The organism is Mitsuokella sp. oral taxon 131 str. W9106 (genome assembly GCF_000469545.1).
In the GTDB taxonomy this organism is placed as follows: domain Bacteria; phylum Bacillota; class Negativicutes; order Selenomonadales; family Selenomonadaceae; genus AWVT01.
This window is the reverse complement of record NZ_KI273058.1, coordinates 240,581-255,419: the sequence shown is the minus strand read 5'-3', so window position 1 is coordinate 255,419 and position 14,839 is coordinate 240,581. Positions and strand designations below refer to the sequence as shown.

16 protein-coding genes are annotated in these 14,839 nt (G+C 58.8%); all 16 read right to left on the bottom strand.

The window, feature by feature from the left end:
• Nucleotides 1-25: 25 nt before the first annotated feature.
• The gene (gene rplB, locus HMPREF1985_RS05560; protein WP_040637181.1) at nucleotides 26-853 is read right to left on the bottom strand and encodes a 50S ribosomal protein L2; all 828 of its coding nucleotides are present in this window, start codon (nucleotides 851-853) and stop codon (nucleotides 26-28) included.
• A gap of 21 nt (nucleotides 854-874) precedes the next feature.
• Nucleotides 875-1,156 (bottom strand): 50S ribosomal protein L23, encoded by a 282-nt coding sequence (rplW, locus tag HMPREF1985_RS05555; RefSeq protein ID WP_021771534.1) that lies wholly within the window; start codon nucleotides 1,154-1,156, stop codon nucleotides 875-877.
• Complete coding sequence (gene rplD, locus HMPREF1985_RS05550) at nucleotides 1,156-1,779, bottom strand: 50S ribosomal protein L4 (RefSeq protein WP_021771533.1); 624 nt, start codon at nucleotides 1,777-1,779, stop codon at nucleotides 1,156-1,158. Before rplD ends, rplW begins: the two co-directional genes overlap by 1 nt.
• Nucleotides 1,780-1,801: 22 nt before the next feature.
• Nucleotides 1,802-2,446, bottom strand: coding sequence for a 50S ribosomal protein L3 (gene rplC / locus HMPREF1985_RS05545; RefSeq protein ID WP_021771532.1), 645 nt, complete (start codon nucleotides 2,444-2,446; stop codon nucleotides 1,802-1,804).
• 18 nt (nucleotides 2,447-2,464) lie between these two features.
• Nucleotides 2,465-2,776, bottom strand: coding sequence for a 30S ribosomal protein S10 (gene rpsJ / locus HMPREF1985_RS05540; RefSeq protein ID WP_040637171.1), 312 nt, complete (start codon nucleotides 2,774-2,776; stop codon nucleotides 2,465-2,467).
• Nucleotides 2,777-3,018: 242 nt separating this feature from the next.
• Nucleotides 3,019-4,212 carry an elongation factor Tu gene (gene tuf, locus HMPREF1985_RS05535; RefSeq protein ID WP_021771530.1) on the bottom strand — a complete coding sequence of 398 codons (1,194 nt, stop codon included), beginning with the start codon at nucleotides 4,210-4,212 and terminating at the stop codon, nucleotides 3,019-3,021.
• A 17-nt stretch (nucleotides 4,213-4,229) separates the two neighbouring features.
• Complete coding sequence (fusA, locus tag HMPREF1985_RS05530; RefSeq protein WP_021771529.1) at nucleotides 4,230-6,308, bottom strand: elongation factor G; 2,079 nt, start codon at nucleotides 6,306-6,308, stop codon at nucleotides 4,230-4,232.
• Nucleotides 6,309-6,341: 33 nt separating this feature from the next.
• Nucleotides 6,342-6,812: a 30S ribosomal protein S7 gene (rpsG, locus tag HMPREF1985_RS05525; protein ID WP_021771528.1), complete on the bottom strand. Its 471-nt coding sequence runs from the start codon at nucleotides 6,810-6,812 to the stop codon at nucleotides 6,342-6,344.
• Between the two features lie 33 nt (nucleotides 6,813-6,845).
• The gene (gene rpsL, locus HMPREF1985_RS05520) at nucleotides 6,846-7,223 is read right to left on the bottom strand and encodes a 30S ribosomal protein S12 (protein ID WP_021771527.1); all 378 of its coding nucleotides are present in this window, start codon (nucleotides 7,221-7,223) and stop codon (nucleotides 6,846-6,848) included.
• A 67-nt stretch (nucleotides 7,224-7,290) separates the two neighbouring features.
• The gene (locus HMPREF1985_RS05515) at nucleotides 7,291-7,545 is read right to left on the bottom strand and encodes a ribosomal L7Ae/L30e/S12e/Gadd45 family protein (RefSeq protein WP_021771526.1); all 255 of its coding nucleotides are present in this window, start codon (nucleotides 7,543-7,545) and stop codon (nucleotides 7,291-7,293) included.
• A 333-nt stretch (nucleotides 7,546-7,878) separates the two neighbouring features.
• On the bottom strand, nucleotides 7,879-9,882 hold the full coding sequence (tkt, locus tag HMPREF1985_RS05510) for a transketolase (protein ID WP_021771523.1): 2,004 nt from the start codon (nucleotides 9,880-9,882) through the stop codon (nucleotides 7,879-7,881).
• 109 nt (nucleotides 9,883-9,991) lie between these two features.
• A complete protein-coding gene (gene aroH, locus HMPREF1985_RS05505) occupies nucleotides 9,992-10,369 on the bottom strand; it encodes a chorismate mutase (protein WP_021771522.1) in 378 nt (125 codons plus the stop codon).
• A gap of 29 nt (nucleotides 10,370-10,398) precedes the next feature.
• Nucleotides 10,399-11,112, bottom strand: a complete 714-nt coding sequence (gene pnuC / locus HMPREF1985_RS05500; protein ID WP_040637167.1) for a nicotinamide riboside transporter PnuC — start codon at nucleotides 11,110-11,112, stop codon at nucleotides 10,399-10,401.
• A 5-nt stretch (nucleotides 11,113-11,117) separates the two neighbouring features.
• Nucleotides 11,118-11,855 carry a nucleoside phosphorylase gene (locus tag HMPREF1985_RS05495; RefSeq protein ID WP_155943521.1) on the bottom strand — a complete coding sequence of 246 codons (738 nt, stop codon included), beginning with the start codon at nucleotides 11,853-11,855 and terminating at the stop codon, nucleotides 11,118-11,120.
• 184 nt (nucleotides 11,856-12,039) lie between these two features.
• The gene (gene rpoN, locus HMPREF1985_RS05490; protein ID WP_231385166.1) at nucleotides 12,040-13,503 is read right to left on the bottom strand and encodes an RNA polymerase factor sigma-54; all 1,464 of its coding nucleotides are present in this window, start codon (nucleotides 13,501-13,503) and stop codon (nucleotides 12,040-12,042) included.
• Complete coding sequence (locus HMPREF1985_RS05485) at nucleotides 13,433-14,719, bottom strand: hexokinase (RefSeq protein WP_040637166.1); 1,287 nt, start codon at nucleotides 14,717-14,719, stop codon at nucleotides 13,433-13,435. The genes rpoN and HMPREF1985_RS05485 overlap by 71 nt, the downstream gene beginning before the upstream one ends.
• Nucleotides 14,720-14,839 lie beyond the last annotated feature (120 nt).

Here is a 14,839-nt window from a genome sequence, read left to right as displayed (position 1 = left end):
TGCCCAGCGCAGCCTGCTTGCTTCATTATTTCGTACGTCTCTTGACGATGAGCTTGTCGGATGCCTTCTTGCGGCGGGTCTTGGCGCCCATGGCGCACTTGCCCCACTTCGTGACCGGATGCTTGCGGCCGACAGGGCTGCGGCCTTCGCCACCGCCATGCGGATGGTCGTTCGGGTTCATTGCGACGCCGCGGTTTTCCGGGCGAACGCCGAGCCAACGGTTGCGGCCGGCCTTGCCGATCGTGATGTTCTCGTGCTCGAGGTTTCCTACCGTGCCGATCGTGGCACGGCAGTTGATGTGCACCTTGCGGAGCTCGCCCGACGGCATGCGCAGGAGTGCGTAATCGCCTTCCTTTGCCATGAGCTGTGCGGATGCACCGGCGCTTCTTACGAGCTGTGCGCCCTTGCCGATCTTGAGCTCGACATTATGGATCGTCGTGCCGACGGGGATGTGCTTCAAGGGGAGCGCGTTGCCGACCTTGATGTCCGCCTCGGGGCCGGACTCGACCATGTCGCCAACCTTCAGTCCGTTCGGCGCAAGGATGTAGCGCTTCTCGCCGTCCACATAGTTCAGGAGGGCAATGCGTGCGCTGCGGTTCGGATCGTACTCGATTGTCGCGACGCGAGCGGGGATGCCGTCCTTCCTGCGCTTGAAATCGATGATGCGGTAGAGGCGCTTATGCCCGCCGCCCTGGTGGCGAACCGTCAGACGTCCCTGCTGATTGCGCCCGCCATGCTTCTTCAGTCTTTCCGTCAGCGACTTTTCCGGCTTATCGGCCGTAATTTCGTCAAACGACGCGACCGTCATGAAGCGACGCCCTGCAGAATATGGTTTGAAACTCTTTACTGCCACGTTTATATGCCTCCTTTTCCATTATGCTTCAAAGAACTCGATGCTCTCACCAGCCGCTAGCTTCACGATTGCTTTCTTGTAGTCGGGACGCTTGCCAGACGTGCGTCCCATGCGCTTCGTCTTGCCAAGCACGTTGACCGTGTTGACCTTATCGACTTTGACCTTGAAGACCTCGGCGACTGCCTTTGCGATCTCGATCTTGTTTGCTGCCTTTGCTACGACGAATACGTACTTCCCCTCAGCCATGAGCTGGGTCGTGCGCTCCGTGATGAGCGGGCGGATCAGAATATCACGTGCTTCCATTATGCGAATACCTCCTCGATACGAGCGACGGCATCCTTCGTGATGAAGAGCTTGCCATGGTTCAGGATGTCAAAGACATTGAGCCCGAGCGAATGGATTGCCTTGACGCCGGGGATGTTGCGCGCGGAGCGCTCGACATTCTCCATCTCCTCTGCGGTGATGAAAAGCGCCTTGCCAGAGACCGCGAAGTCGCCGAGAAGCTTTACGACCTGCTTCGTCTTCGGCGCTGCGAAGTCGAGGCTGTCGAGGACGATGAGATCGCCGCTCTTGACCTTGTCGGAAAGAGCGCACTTGAGGGCAAGACGGCGCTGCTTGCGCGGCATCGAAAAGCCGTGCTTCCTGGGATGCGGTCCAAAGACCGTGCCGCCGCCGACCCATAGCGGGCTGCGCGTCGAGCCTGCGCGCGCACGCCCCGTGCCTTTCTGCTTCCAAGGCTTACGGCCGCCGCCGCGGACAAGGCCGCGCGTCTTCGTCGCATGGGTGCCGAGGCGCTGGGATGCGAGCTGCATGACGACGGCCTGATGGACGAGGCCTTCATTCATCGCAACGCCAAAGACGCTGTCATTCAATTCGATATCGCCAACCTGGTTGTTCGCGATGTCATAAACTGCTACTTTTGCCATAATTCAGGTTGCCTCCTTCCAATCAGTTTTTGCCCGGCTTGACGGTGCTCTTGATCACAACAAAACTCTTCTTCGGACCCGGGATGGCGCCCTTGATGAGGATGAGGTTGCGATCCGCATCGACGCGGACGACGGAGAGGCGCTGTACCGTGACGCGCTCGCCGCCCATGCGCCCCGGCAGCTTCTTGCCCTTTAGGACACGTCCGCCAGGACCTGAAATCATCGCACCCGTCGAGCCCGGCTCGCGGTGCGATTTCGAGCCATGCCCCATGGGACCGCGCGCGAAATTATGGCGCTTGATTCCGCCGGCAAAGCCCTTGCCCTTGCTCGTGCCCGTCACATCGACGAGATCGCCGGCACCAAATATAGTAACGCCGATGGTATCACCGACTTTGTATTCAGAAGCATCCTGCAGGCGCATCTCACGGATGAACTTCACAGGCGTGACACCCGCCTTTGCGAAATGTCCCTTCAGGGGTTTTGTCACCCTGCGTTCCTTGACTTCACCAAAGCCGAGCTGTACCGCATTGTAGCCGTCCGTCTCCACGGTCTTGTTCTGGATGACGACGTTATTGCCAGACTCGACGACCGTCACGGGAACGACCTTGCCCTCTTCCGTGAAAATCTGGGTCATGCCAAGTTTTCTACCTAAAATCACTTTAGACATTCATTCCACCTCCTTGGATCAAAGCTTCATCTCGATGTCCACGCCTGCGGGCAGATCGAGCCGCAGCAGGGAATCGACCGTCTTCTGCGTTGGATGCAGGATGTCAATGAGGCGCTTGTGCGTGCGCATCTCAAACTGCTCACGGCTGTCCTTGTTGACGTGCGGGGAACGCAGGATCGTGTAGATGTTCTTTTCCGTCGGGAGAGGAATCGGCCCCGAGACCGTTGCGCCCGTCTTCTTTGCCGTATCGACAATCTTGACTGCGCTCTGGTCGAGGGACTTATGATCATAAGCCTTCAAACGGATTCTGATTTTCTGCTGTTTTGACAATTTGAATTTCCTCCTTATCGTCCGAACTCTTTGGCCCAAACATTTCTCCGTAGCAGTTCCCTCAGATGCCCCGAGCCATCTGCCACGTCATCGCATGGGGGGGGGGTACGCATCATCTCGCCCCGGTCTTAAGGGAAGCATGGATCTGTGCCGCTGCACCATGAAGCAGCGGCACAGATCCATGCTTCCCCCTAAAATAAGAGCGGCGCGAGCGCCACTCTTATTGTGTCGGGGATTATGAATTAACCTTCGATTTCCGTTACGCGTCCAGCGCCGACCGTGTGGCCGCCCTCGCGGATAGCAAAGCGAAGACCCTTCTCGATTGCGATCGGCGTGATGAGCTCGACTTCCATCTCGATGTTATCGCCGGGCATGACCATTTCCGTGCCTTCGGGAAGCTTGACGACGCCCGTGACGTCCGTCGTGCGGAAGTAGAACTGCGGGCGGTAATTCGTGAAGAACGGCGTATGACGGCCGCCTTCTTCCTTCGTCAGGACGTAAACCTGCGCCTTGAATTTCGTGTGCGGATTGATCGTGCCCGGCTTTGCGAGAACCTGGCCGCGCTCGATTTCCTTGCGGTCAATGCCGCGGAGGAGGGCGCCGATGTTATCGCCTGCGACTGCCTCATCGAGCATCTTGCGGAACATCTCAATGCCCGTGACGACCGTCTGTCGCGGCTTATCCTGGAGACCGACAATCTCGACCGTATCGTTGAGCTTGAGCTGGCCACGCTCGACACGGCCCGTAGCGACCGTGCCGCGACCCGTGATCGTGAAGACGTCCTCGACCGGCATGAGGAACGGCTTGTCCGTGTCGCGCTTCGGCGTCGGGATGTACTCGTCGACTGCCTCCATGAGCTTCAGAATGTTCTTCTGCTGCTCCGCATCGCCCTCCAGCGCCTTGAGTGCGGAACCCGTAATGACGGGGATGTCGTCGCCGGGGAAGTCGTAGCTCGAAAGGAGCTCGCGGACTTCCATCTCGACGAGCTCGAGGAGCTCAGGATCGTCGACCTGATCCACTTTGTTGAGAAAGACGACGATAGCCGGGACACCGACCTGGCGAGCAAGCAGGATGTGCTCACGCGTCTGCGGCATCGGGCCGTCGGCAGCCGAGACGACGAGGATCGCGCCGTCCATTTGGGCTGCACCGGTGATCATGTTCTTGACATAGTCCGCATGGCCCGGGCAGTCGACGTGTGCGTAGTGGCGCGAAGGCGTCTCGTACTCGACGTGAGCCGTGTTGATCGTGATGCCGCGCTCGCGCTCCTCCGGAGCCTTGTCGATGTCGGCGTAATCCTCGAACGAAGCCTTGCAGCCGTCCGTCTCGGACAGGACTTTCGTGATGGCAGCCGTGAGCGTCGTCTTGCCATGGTCAACGTGACCGATCGTTCCGATGTTGACATGCGGCTTGGTTCTCTCAAATTTTTCCTTAGCCATTGTAGTGATTTCCTCCCTTATTCACCTTTGTTCTTTGCGACAATCTTGTCAGCAATATTCTTAGGAACTTCATCATAGTAAGAGACTTCCATGCTGTAGTTCCCTCGGCCCTGAGTCTTGGAACGCAGATCCGTCGAGTAGCCGAACATCTCGGAGAGCGGCACGAAACCGTTGATGACCTGCGAGCCATTGCGCGGTTCCATGCCATCGATACGGCCGCGGCGAGAATTCAAATCGCCGATGACATCGCCCATGTAATCCTCCGGGACGATGACCTCCACCTTGACATACGGCTCAAGAAGAACCGGATCTGCCTTTTCTGCACCGTTCTTGAATGCCATCGAGCCGGCAATCTTGAACGCGGCCTCCGACGAGTCAACCTCGTGGAAGGAGCCATCGAAGACCGTCACTTTGACATCGACGACCGGATAGCCGGCGACCACGCCGCCTTCCATCGCCTGCTTGACGCCATCCTCGATCGGCTTGATGAACTCCTTCGGAATCGCGCCGCCGACGACCTTGTTCTCGAAGGCAAAGCCTTCGCCCGGCTCCTGCGGCTCAAGACGCAGCCAGCAGTGTCCGTACTGGCCATGTCCTCCGGACTGGCGGACGAACTTGCCCTCCGCCTCGACGGTCTTGCGGATCGTCTCGCGGTACGCGACCTGCGGCTCGCCGACCTTGCAGTCGACCTTGAACTCGCGAAGCATGCGGTCTACGATGATCTGCAGATGGAGCTCGCCCATGCCGCTGATGATCGTCTGCCCCGTTTCCTGGTCCGTATGGACGCGGAACGTCGGATCCTCTTCTGCGAGCTTCTGAAGTGCGATGCCCATCTTTTCCTGATCGTTCTTCGTCGACGGCTCGACCGCAACGGAGATGACCGGATCCGGGAAGACCATCGACTCAAGGATGATCGGATGTGCCTCGTCGCAGAGCGTATCGCCCGTCGTCGTGTCCTTGAGCCCTACGGCCGCTGCGATATCCCCGCTGTAAACCTTATCGATTTCCTTGCGGTTGTTTGCATGCATCTGAAGGATGCGCCCGATGCGCTCCTTCTTGCCTTTCGTCGAGTTGTAGACGTAAGAGCCGCCTTCGAGGATGCCGGAGTAGACGCGGAAGAACGCGAGCTTGCCGACGAACGGATCCGTCATGATCTTGAACGCGAGTGCCGAGAACGGCGCCTCGTCGCTCGAAGGACGGTGGTCTTCCTCCCCCGTTTCGGGATTGATGCCTGCGATCGGCGGAATATCCGTCGGTGCCGGCATGTAATCGACGATCGCATCGAGCAGGGGCTGGACGCCCTTGTTGCGGTACGACGTGCCGCAGGTGACCGGCGTGAGCTTGCACTCGACCGTGCCGCTCCTGATGACGCGCTTGATTTCCTCTTCGGAAATATCCTCGCCGCCTAGGTACTTCTCCATGAAGTCATCGTCGAGCTCGGAAAGCGCTTCCATGAGGATCTCGCGATACTCCTCCGCCTGATCCTTCATGTCATCGGGTATCGCGACCTCGTCCTCGACCTTGCCGAGATCGTCCTCGTAGACGATCGCTTCCATCTTGACGAGGTCGACGATGCCCTGGAACGTATCCTCTGCGCCGATCGGCAGTTGGATTGCGACTGCGTTCGCGTTCAGACGTTCCTTCATCATCGCGATGACATTGTAGAAATCTGCGCCCGTAATGTCCATCTTATTGACGTAAGCCATGCGCGGAACATTGTACTTTTCCGCCTGGCGCCAAACCGTCTCGGTCTGCGGCTCAACGCCGCCGCGCGCCGTCAGGACCGCAACCGATCCGTCGAGCACGCGCAGGGAGCGCTCAACTTCTACCGTGAAATCCACGTGACCCGGCGTATCAATGATGTTGATGCGATGATCCTTCCAATGGCAGGTCGTCGCGGCCGACGTGATCGTGATGCCGCGCTCCTGCTCCTGGACCATCCAGTCCATCGTCGCGGCGCCGTCATGCACCTCGCCGATCTTGTGGTTGACACCTGTGTAGAAGAGGATACGCTCCGTGGTCGTCGTCTTACCGGCATCGATGTGCGCCATGATGCCGATATTGCGCGTCTTTTCAAGGGAATACTCTCTTGCCACTTCTTTTATCGCTCCTTATAGCCTTAGAGGAGATTACCAACGATAATGCGCGAATGCCTTGTTGGCCTCGGCCATCTTGTGCGTATCTTCCTTCTTCTTGATTGCTGCGCCCGTATTGTTCGCAGCGTCCATGAGCTCGCCCGAAAGGCGCTCATCCATCGTCTTCTCCCCGCGAAGACGTGCGTAGCTGACGAGCCAGCGAATGCCGAGCGTCATGCGGCGGTCGGGGCGGACCTCGACCGGGACTTGATAGTTCGCACCGCCGACGCGGCGTGCGCGGACCTCAAGAACCGGCATGACATTCTTCAGAGCCGTCTCGAACACCTCGAGTGGATCCTTGCCCGTCTTAGCGCGGATCGTCTCGAATGCATCGTAGACGACGCGCTCAGCAACGCTCTTCTTGCCGGAGAGCATCACCTTATTGATGAATTTCGTAACCGTCTTGCTGTGGTACACCGGATCCGGCAGTACGTCACGCTTCGGTACGGAACCTTTTCTTGGCATTGTGTTACCTCCCTGTTCGATTTACGAAAAAGATCACTTCTTCTTCGCGCGCTTCGCACCATACTTCGACCGGCCCTGGCCACGATCCTGCACGCCGGCAGTATCGAGCGAGCCGCGGATGATGTGATAACGAACACCTGGCAGGTCCTTGACACGGCCGCCTCTGATGAGGACGACGCTGTGCTCCTGTAGATTATGGCCGATGCCCGGGATGTACGCGGTAACTTCTATGCTGTTCGTCAAACGAACGCGAGCGACCTTGCGCAGCGCCGAGTTCGGCTTCTTCGGCGTCGACGTGTAGACACGTGTGCAAACGCCGCGCTTCTGCGGGCAATTCTTGAGTGCTGGTGCTTTGGACTTCTCCTGCATGCTCTTTCTGCTCTTACGAACTAGCTGGTTGATAGTTGGCATACATGCACCTCCTTCCTTCCTATTGAGAATTTAGTATGGATGAAAACCGAGGCAAGGCCTCGCCTTTCTAACGAATGGGTTTTGTGAGCGCCGCTGCCGCTGCACCGACTTCGATGCCGCACGCGGCGCCAAGCTCTTTCAGCGCCGCCGTCTCATCGACGGGAACGCCGGCCTCGCTGCAGAGCGTCCGCAGAGGCTCCACGACGCGCGCATCGGCGTCGCTTGCGAGGAACACCTGCGTGGCCTCACCGCGCTTCACTGCCTTGCCGACCTGCTTCACGCCAATCACGCGATCCGCCGTTTTCAGTGCATCCAGTGTCATTGCTTTCACTCTCCTGTATCACGAAAATCTCGGAAAGCACGGATCCATTCAGCCACGCCTTCTTGCCGCATCTTTTCCCCCGCATTTCGGCGAAAAATCTACGCCAATCTGACGAACTTCATTAGAGCCGTGATTCCCTTGCCTTTGGGTCAGTCACCTATATAATATAGCATTCGCAAAAACGCCTGTCAACACTTATTCCATCGAGTTTTTTGTGTACACGTCTCCGCGCGTATCCTCTTTCCTCTTTCCATGCAAAAGATGCAATCAAACGAAAAACTCGCGTGTTTTTTGCCCAAAACACGCGAGTTTTCATGACAATCTTCCGTCCGCTTACCGCAATTGCCGCAAAACCGTCTTCATCACCTCGGCGACATGCTCCGCCGTGAAGCCGAACTTCTTGAAGAGCGTTGCCGCCGGTGCGGACGCGCCGAAGCTCTTCATGCAGACAGCCGCGCCGTCAAGCCCGACGTATTCGCCCCAGCCAAAGCCCGAAAGCGCTTCGACCGCGACGCGGGCGCGCACGGATCCCGGCAGGATGCGCTCCTTATAGTCGGGATCCTGCGCTTCGAAGAGTTCCATGCACGGCATCGAGACGACGCGCACGTCGACGCCGTCCTTTGCGAGCAGTTCCTGCGCCGCGACCGCAAGCGAGACTTCCGAGCCGCTCGCGATGAGGATGCCCTGCATCCGCATCGCATCCTTCGCCTCGGAGACGACGTAGGCACCCTTCAGTGCATCCTTCGACGAGCCGGCGAGCTGCGGGAGATTCTGCCGCGTGAGCACGAGCGCCGTCGGCGTCTTCCCGCTCGTCACGGCAAGGTACCAGCCTGCCGCCGTCTCCGTCGCGTCCGCGGGGCGGAACACGTTGATGTTCGGCGTTGCGCGCAACATCGCGAGCTGCTCGATCGGCTCGTGCGTCGGGCCGTCCTCGCCGACGCCGATGCTGTCGTGCGTAAAGACGTACGTCACGGGCAGTCCCATGAGCGCCGCGAGGCGAAGCATCGGCTTTGTGTAATCGCTGAAAACGAAGAACGTCGCAATGTACGGGCGAAGACCTCCGTAGAGCGCAAGGCCGTTCGCCATCGCCGCCATCGCGAGCTCGCGGACGCCGAAATGAAGGTTGCGCCCTGCGTAGTCCTGCTTGCTGAAGTTGCCTTCGTCCTTCATGAGCGTCTTGGTCGAAGGTGCGAGGTCGGCGCTGCCGCCGATGAGCTGCGGCACGAGATCCTTGAGACGATTGATGAGCGTGCCGGAAAGCGCGCGCGTCGCGGCCGCCTTATCGTCGTGCGCCCAGTAGGATTCATCCGCAAGCAGCTTCTTCGCATCGACAGGCGTGTGGCACGCATCCCAAAGCGCACGCTCCTTCGGGAACTTCGCGCTGTAGGCGGCGAAAAGCTTCTCCCACTCCGCCTCTGCCCTCGCCCCCTTTTCCGCGAGTGCCTTGTAGGCATCGTAGACGTCCTGCGGAACGCAGAACGACATATCCGGGTGTTCCCATCCGAGATTTTCCTTGAGTGCCTTGACATTCTCTGCGCCGAGCGGCTCGCCGTGCGCACTCGCCTTTCCCTGCTTCGCGGGACAGCCATAGCCGATCTGCGTCCTGACGGTGATGAAGGAAGGATGCGCCTTGTCCGCTTTTGCCTCCTCGATTGCCTTGCCGATTGCCGCGAGATCGTTTCCATCCTCGACCAAGAGCGTCTGGAAACCGAATGCGCGCATGCGCGCCTGTACGTTTTCCGTGAACGCGACATCCGTATCGCCCTCGATTGAAATCTGGTTCGAATCGTAGAGCACGATGAGCTTGGAGAGCCCTAGCGTCCCGGCAAGCGAGAACGCCTCGGAGGAAATGCCTTCCATGAGGCAGCCGTCGCCGCAAAGCGCGAACGTGTGGTGATTGACGATATCGTATCCGGGGCGGTTGAAGCGCGCCGCAAGATGCGCCTCCGCCATCGCCATGCCGACCGCCATGCCAAGTCCGGCGCCAAGTGGTCCCGTCGTCGCTTCAACGCCTGCCGTGTGGCGGTATTCGGGATGCCCCGGTGTCAGCGAGTCCTCCTGGCGGAACTGCTTCATATCCTCGATCGTCAGTCCGTAGCCGAAGAGATGGAGCAGCGAGTAGAGCATCGCGGAACCATGTCCCGCCGAAAGGATGAATCGATCGCGATTCACCCAGTTCGGATTTTTCGGATTGTGGTGCATGTGATTCGCCCAAAGCTCGTACGCCATAGCGGCGGAGCCGAGCGGCAGTCCGGGATGGCCGGAGTTTGCCTTTTGGATGGCGTCCGCCGAAAGGACCCGAATGGCATTTACGCATTTCGTATCGAGTGCGCTCAAAATACATCTCTCCTTTTTGAAGAACCGTGCAACATCCAGTTTATTTTATAAAAAATACGCCAAAATGTCCAGCTGTACGGGCATTTGCGCGTAAAAAGAAAGATCCCATCTAGTTTGGAATTATTTTAGGGGGCGCGATATCCGGGCGGAGTTCCTTCGCCTTCCCCATGTAGACGTGGCGGATTTCCGCCTGTGCCTTGTCCGTATCGGCAAGCACGAGCACGCGGATGCACTTTTCGAGGCTTCCTTCGACTGCACACTGCCGTGCGTCGAAGAGAGGCACGAGATCAAATCCCTCAATCTGGCGCACGCCTGCCGTCGGAAACGCCGCGCTAAGATCCTCCGTCATCGAAAAGATCACGGCGCCAATGGCTGCGGGGGCGAGCGCGTTGCGCTCCAAAACCGCCTCCATCATCGCGCGTGCCGCGTTCCATATCGCTTCACGCGTATCCTCTTGTACGGTAATCGCACCGCGTATCCCTCTCACGGCTATTCCTCCTTTTGGGAATGGAATCCTTATTGCGCGCCGCCCTCATTGTCAGCTTCCCCACTCGACCATACCTTCTGCGCATAGACCGCGTTGAAGAGCAGCGCGCCCTGCAGTGCGACCTGTGAAAGGTTCGCGCCAAGCGAGCCGATCGTATTGTCGCCCGTCACCGTTTGGATGGAAAGAATCGACCAGTAGACGAGATTTGCGATGTTGACAAATATCCAAAGCGACCAGTTTTCATTGTACTTCAAGACGTAAAGAATCTGCGCGATAAAGCTGATGACGAAGTTGATCGAATCGAAGTACGGGAGCTGCCCGCCGACACGTGCAAGCACGAACCAACCAATCCCCCATGCGATGAATGCGCCCGCAAAAATCTTGTTGCGCGTGCCGGGCTGGAAGGAGTGCGTCGCAGCCTGCCTGCCCCACATGAAAAAACCGATCGGCTGCGAGATGACGTAGACGATATCCATCGCAAACGACCCAAAGGCATGGCTGATCCACGCGATATATGTCATGGCAAGGCATTGAACGAGACCGAAAAGAAAGGAGATGCGTCGCCCCTTCATGCCGTAGACGAGGCAGAGGACGCCCGCGATGCCGGATACCATGCCGACGGCGCTGTCCGGCGCAAGCGCGTAGACGCCGACCTGCAGGAGGACGAGCACCGTCACATACGCCATTTCAAAGGGTTTCCAATTCGTAAAGAGCTGGCTGTATAGCCAACCATGTCCATTCATGTATTTCACTCCAATCCTGCATCGCTTAAAATCGAAAGTGCTGCCACGATTGAATCGCGCTCGCCTTGCTGCACGGCTCCCTCCTCGTTCACGAGATCGTTGACGCCCGCCGCGAGGTCGCCCTGATAGAGGACGACATTATTGAGGATCGAAAGCGTCTCCATCCTGCGCTGTCTGCCGATGACCATGAGAATGCCCGATTCCATATCGTCTGCCAAGATTCCCTTACTGTGCCAATACGCCTCGACCTTTGCATTGTCATCGGTGTAAAAGCCATCATGCGAGCGCACGATGCCGTAATGCGCCTTCGGCGCATAGCGATGTGCGAGATGCATGAGCGAATACGCGGGGACGGCAGGGTATGTCTCCGGCACGTACCTGCGCGAGAGACCATCGTCGCGTACTACGCCCTCCGCGATCACGAGCTCGCCGAATGCGATGTCGTGCTGCATCGCGCCTGCCGATCCGACGCGGATGACGTAACGAATGCCGACATTGTGCATCTCCTCCACGGCGATGCCTGCCGACGGCGCGCCGATGCCCGTCGACATCGCAAGAATGCGCTTGCCGCGGTACGTGCCGAGAACGGACTTATACTCGCGATTGAACGCCCACTCCCGCACGTTCTCCATGCATGCAGCGACCTTATCGACGCGGGCGGGATCACCCATGATGATCGCGCGATCCGTACGGATTGCGCGCGTCAGTTGGGTATGCGGTTCCATGGTTCGATGTCCTTCCATACGTACCTCCTAAAATCATCTAAGGAATCGCGGATCAACTGAAAGACTCCCGATTGGCATAGATCGTTCGTCCAAACGATGCGGAGCTCCGAATACAGCGTGGCACTCTGTGAGAGCTTTTCCGCCGAAGTGCGGGCAAAAGAGATACGGCAAGACGCTGAACGAATCCGCGCTTCCCTAAGGCTCAGTACCTTCTGCGTCGCGTCGACGAAGGATAACCGAGTTGTTCGCGGTACTTCATGACCGTGCGCCTCGAGACGGCAAATCCCTGCCCCGTGAGGAGCGTGCAGATCTTTTGGTCGGAAAGCGGATGGTGCGCATCCTCCGTCTCGATTGCCTGGCGTATGGCAGCCTTTGCCGCTGCCGCCGTATGCCCTTTTCCCATGTTCTCCGCATCCGTCGCTTTTCCCTCTTTTGCAGAGGCCGAAAGATTTGCCGAAAAGAGGCGGCGCAGCGGCATCGTGCCGTGTGGCAGCTCGATGTACTTGTTCGCAACGGCACGGCTCACCGTCGATTCGTGAAGCTCCGTCGCCTCCGCAATCTGCTTCATCGTCATCGGGCGGAGCGCCGCCTCGCCATGCGCGAGATAGTCCTGCTGCGCGCGCAGGATCGCCTCGACGACACGCCGAATCGTCGTGCGCCTCTGCTCAATGCTCGTGATGAGCCACGAAGCCGCACTGAGCCGCTTTTGGATGTAGCTGCGCGTCGCCTCGTCGAATCCATCCGTCTCACGGTACGCCTGCGCAATGCAAAGGTGCGGCACGCGCGCGTCCGTAAGCTCGACCACGTAGCCTGCGCCGCCATTCGTACGGCGCACGACGATATCGGGCACGATGCGCTCTGCCGTGCGCCCGCCGTAGGCGCGCCCAGGCTTCGGGTCAAGGCGCCGCACGATGTCGGCTGCCTGCTGCACCTCCTGCGGCGAACATCCTTCTGCCGCGGCGATCTCGCGGATCTTCGCGTCTGCAAGCGCCGCGAGGTGCGCATCGATGAGATGTGCGACGAGCCCTTCGTAAATCCCCTGCGCCTTCGCCTGTATGCGCAGGCACTCGGCGAGATCACGCGCACCGACGCCCGCAGGCTCAAAGGTCTGATAGACGCGGAGCACGCGCCGGACGTGTGCCGTGTCAGTCTGCGAAACGCGCGCCGCTTCCTCGACCGAAACGGTCAAATAGCCGTTTTCGTCCGTCGAGCCGACAAGGAATACGGCGATCGCGCGGTCACACTCGTCCGCAAAGGCGAAGCGGGCCTGCTCCAGCAGCTCCTCCTCCAGCGATCTTCCCGCTTCATCCGCGACATCCGGGCGCCTCTCCTCCAACCGCGAAAACCTCGGCGACAAGTCATCGTCGCCGAGGTAGTCCGCAAAGGCGCGCGCATTATCCGGCATTTCCTGCTGCTGCGCCTCGCCCACATCCGCATAATCCAGTTCAAGTGCAGGATTTTCCAAAAATTCCCTTTCAACGAGCGCGCTGAGCTCCGTCGAGGAAAGCTGAAGAATCTGCACGGCTTGCTGCATCTGCGCCGTCATGACGAGATGCTGCGAAAGCCCCATGCTGAGATTCTGCTGCATCGCCATGTCACTTCGTCGATATGGCGGCAGCAATCGCCGCGCCAAGGCCGCTGCCATCGTGCGCAAGGGTCGTGTCAATCTTCTCCGCATCCTCGCCGAGGAGCTCCGAAAGCGTCGCGGTGATGCACTCCTTCGCGCCGGGCATTTTCGCGTAGACGCTCCCGTCGATTGCGATATGCTGCTTTTGGATCCCGCCATCGCCAGCGAGCTGCCAGATGATGCCGACATAGCTCGCCGTCACAAGGCGCGCCGAACGCACGAGAATCGCGCGGGCGAGCCGCTTTGCAAGCGCGAGGTCGTCCGCTCCGAGCACATGGCCCGTCTTGCTCGCGACAATCTTTTTTGCCGTTTCAAGGGGTTCCGTATCGTCGACGAGAATCGCGCTCATGTCAATGCTCGTAAAGCCATAGTTCTTCGACTCGCCCAAAAGCTCTGCGAGCGCCATGCCGAAAAGCTCGCCCATGTAGCGTCCCGACGCCATTTTCTCCAAGCGCTGTTCGCCTGGCTTTTCCGACGCCGCATCCAGCGCGGCATCGAAACGGTTCGGCACGAGCTTCATGAATCCACCCGACTCGAGGTTCAGGATCATCGGCTTTTCCACCTTCCCCGCATAGGGTTCCAAATAGCACGTATTGTGCCCCGTCGCATAAATCGAGCCGATATACGTGTCCCCGTACTCGTAGGCGGCAGCGAGCAGCACTGCGACCGTATCGTTGATGACAGCCGTCGGCTCGACATTTTCGATGCCGCGGCGATGGAGCGCCGCCTTCAAAAGATCGTTGACGACCTCGCCCTCGACGCCCGCCGTCGCAAACTCCTTCGTCCAAACAATCAGCCTTGCATTGTAAAGATTGCTCTGCTCGGATGGGAAGGAGAACGTATGGCCGAGCAGGAATGTTTCCTGACGTTCCCCGTCGATCGCATCATCGACGAGCGAGGCGAGGAAATCAAACATCTGCGTTGCCGTCGATCCCTTTCCGATGTAGTCGTACGCGCCTTCCTTGCGCAGGGGCTTCGCTACCTTTTTGAGTACCTTAAACCGGCCTTCGCCGTCCAAGCGGATGCGCAGGACGCGGACATTCGTGCCGCCGAGGTCGAGTGCAAGGTATTCGCCCTGCTCATCACCCGTCGGAAGCCCAATATAGGACTTGAGCATGCGAAGGGACGACTGCGCCGGGTCTTTCAGTCCCTGCCGCAAGTCATAGCGGAAGTCTGCCGCAACCTCGCGCAGCCCTTCCTTCGTGACCGTAAACGCATCGATGATCTCTTCAAACTGTTTCTTGTCGAATGTCATGATACCGTCCCCTTTTCCCTTGCTCTCTTGTAAGGCGCTTTCCCGCACCCGTTCCTGCCCTTTATTATAGCGTTTTCTCACGCAAAAACCTAGTACAAGTCTTGAAACGCAGTCCAACCC

Coding starts and splice junctions, on each gene's coding strand:
- rplW (WP_021771534.1), bottom strand. CDS start 1,156: ATGGAAGCACGTGATATTCTGATCCGCCCGCTCATCACGGAGCGCACG.
- rplD (WP_021771533.1), bottom strand. CDS start 1,779: ATGGCAAAAGTAGCAGTTTATGACATCGCGAACAACCAGGTTGGCGAT.
- rplC (WP_021771532.1), bottom strand. CDS start 2,446: ATGTCTAAAGTGATTTTAGGTAGAAAACTTGGCATGACCCAGATTTTC.
- tuf (WP_021771530.1), bottom strand. CDS start 4,212: ATGGCTAAGGAAAAATTTGAGAGAACCAAGCCGCATGTCAACATCGGA.
- rpsG (WP_021771528.1), bottom strand. CDS start 6,812: ATGCCAAGAAAAGGTTCCGTACCGAAGCGTGACGTACTGCCGGATCCG.
- rpsL (WP_021771527.1), bottom strand. CDS start 7,223: ATGCCAACTATCAACCAGCTAGTTCGTAAGAGCAGAAAGAGCATGCAG.
- HMPREF1985_RS05515 (WP_021771526.1), bottom strand. CDS start 7,545: ATGACACTGGATGCACTGAAAACGGCGGATCGCGTGATTGGCGTGAAG.
- pnuC (WP_040637167.1), bottom strand. CDS start 11,112: ATGAATGGACATGGTTGGCTATACAGCCAGCTCTTTACGAATTGGAAA.
- HMPREF1985_RS05495 (WP_155943521.1), bottom strand. CDS start 11,855: ATGGAAGGACATCGAACCATGGAACCGCATACCCAACTGACGCGCGCA.
- HMPREF1985_RS05485 (WP_040637166.1), bottom strand. CDS start 14,719: ATGACATTCGACAAGAAACAGTTTGAAGAGATCATCGATGCGTTTACG.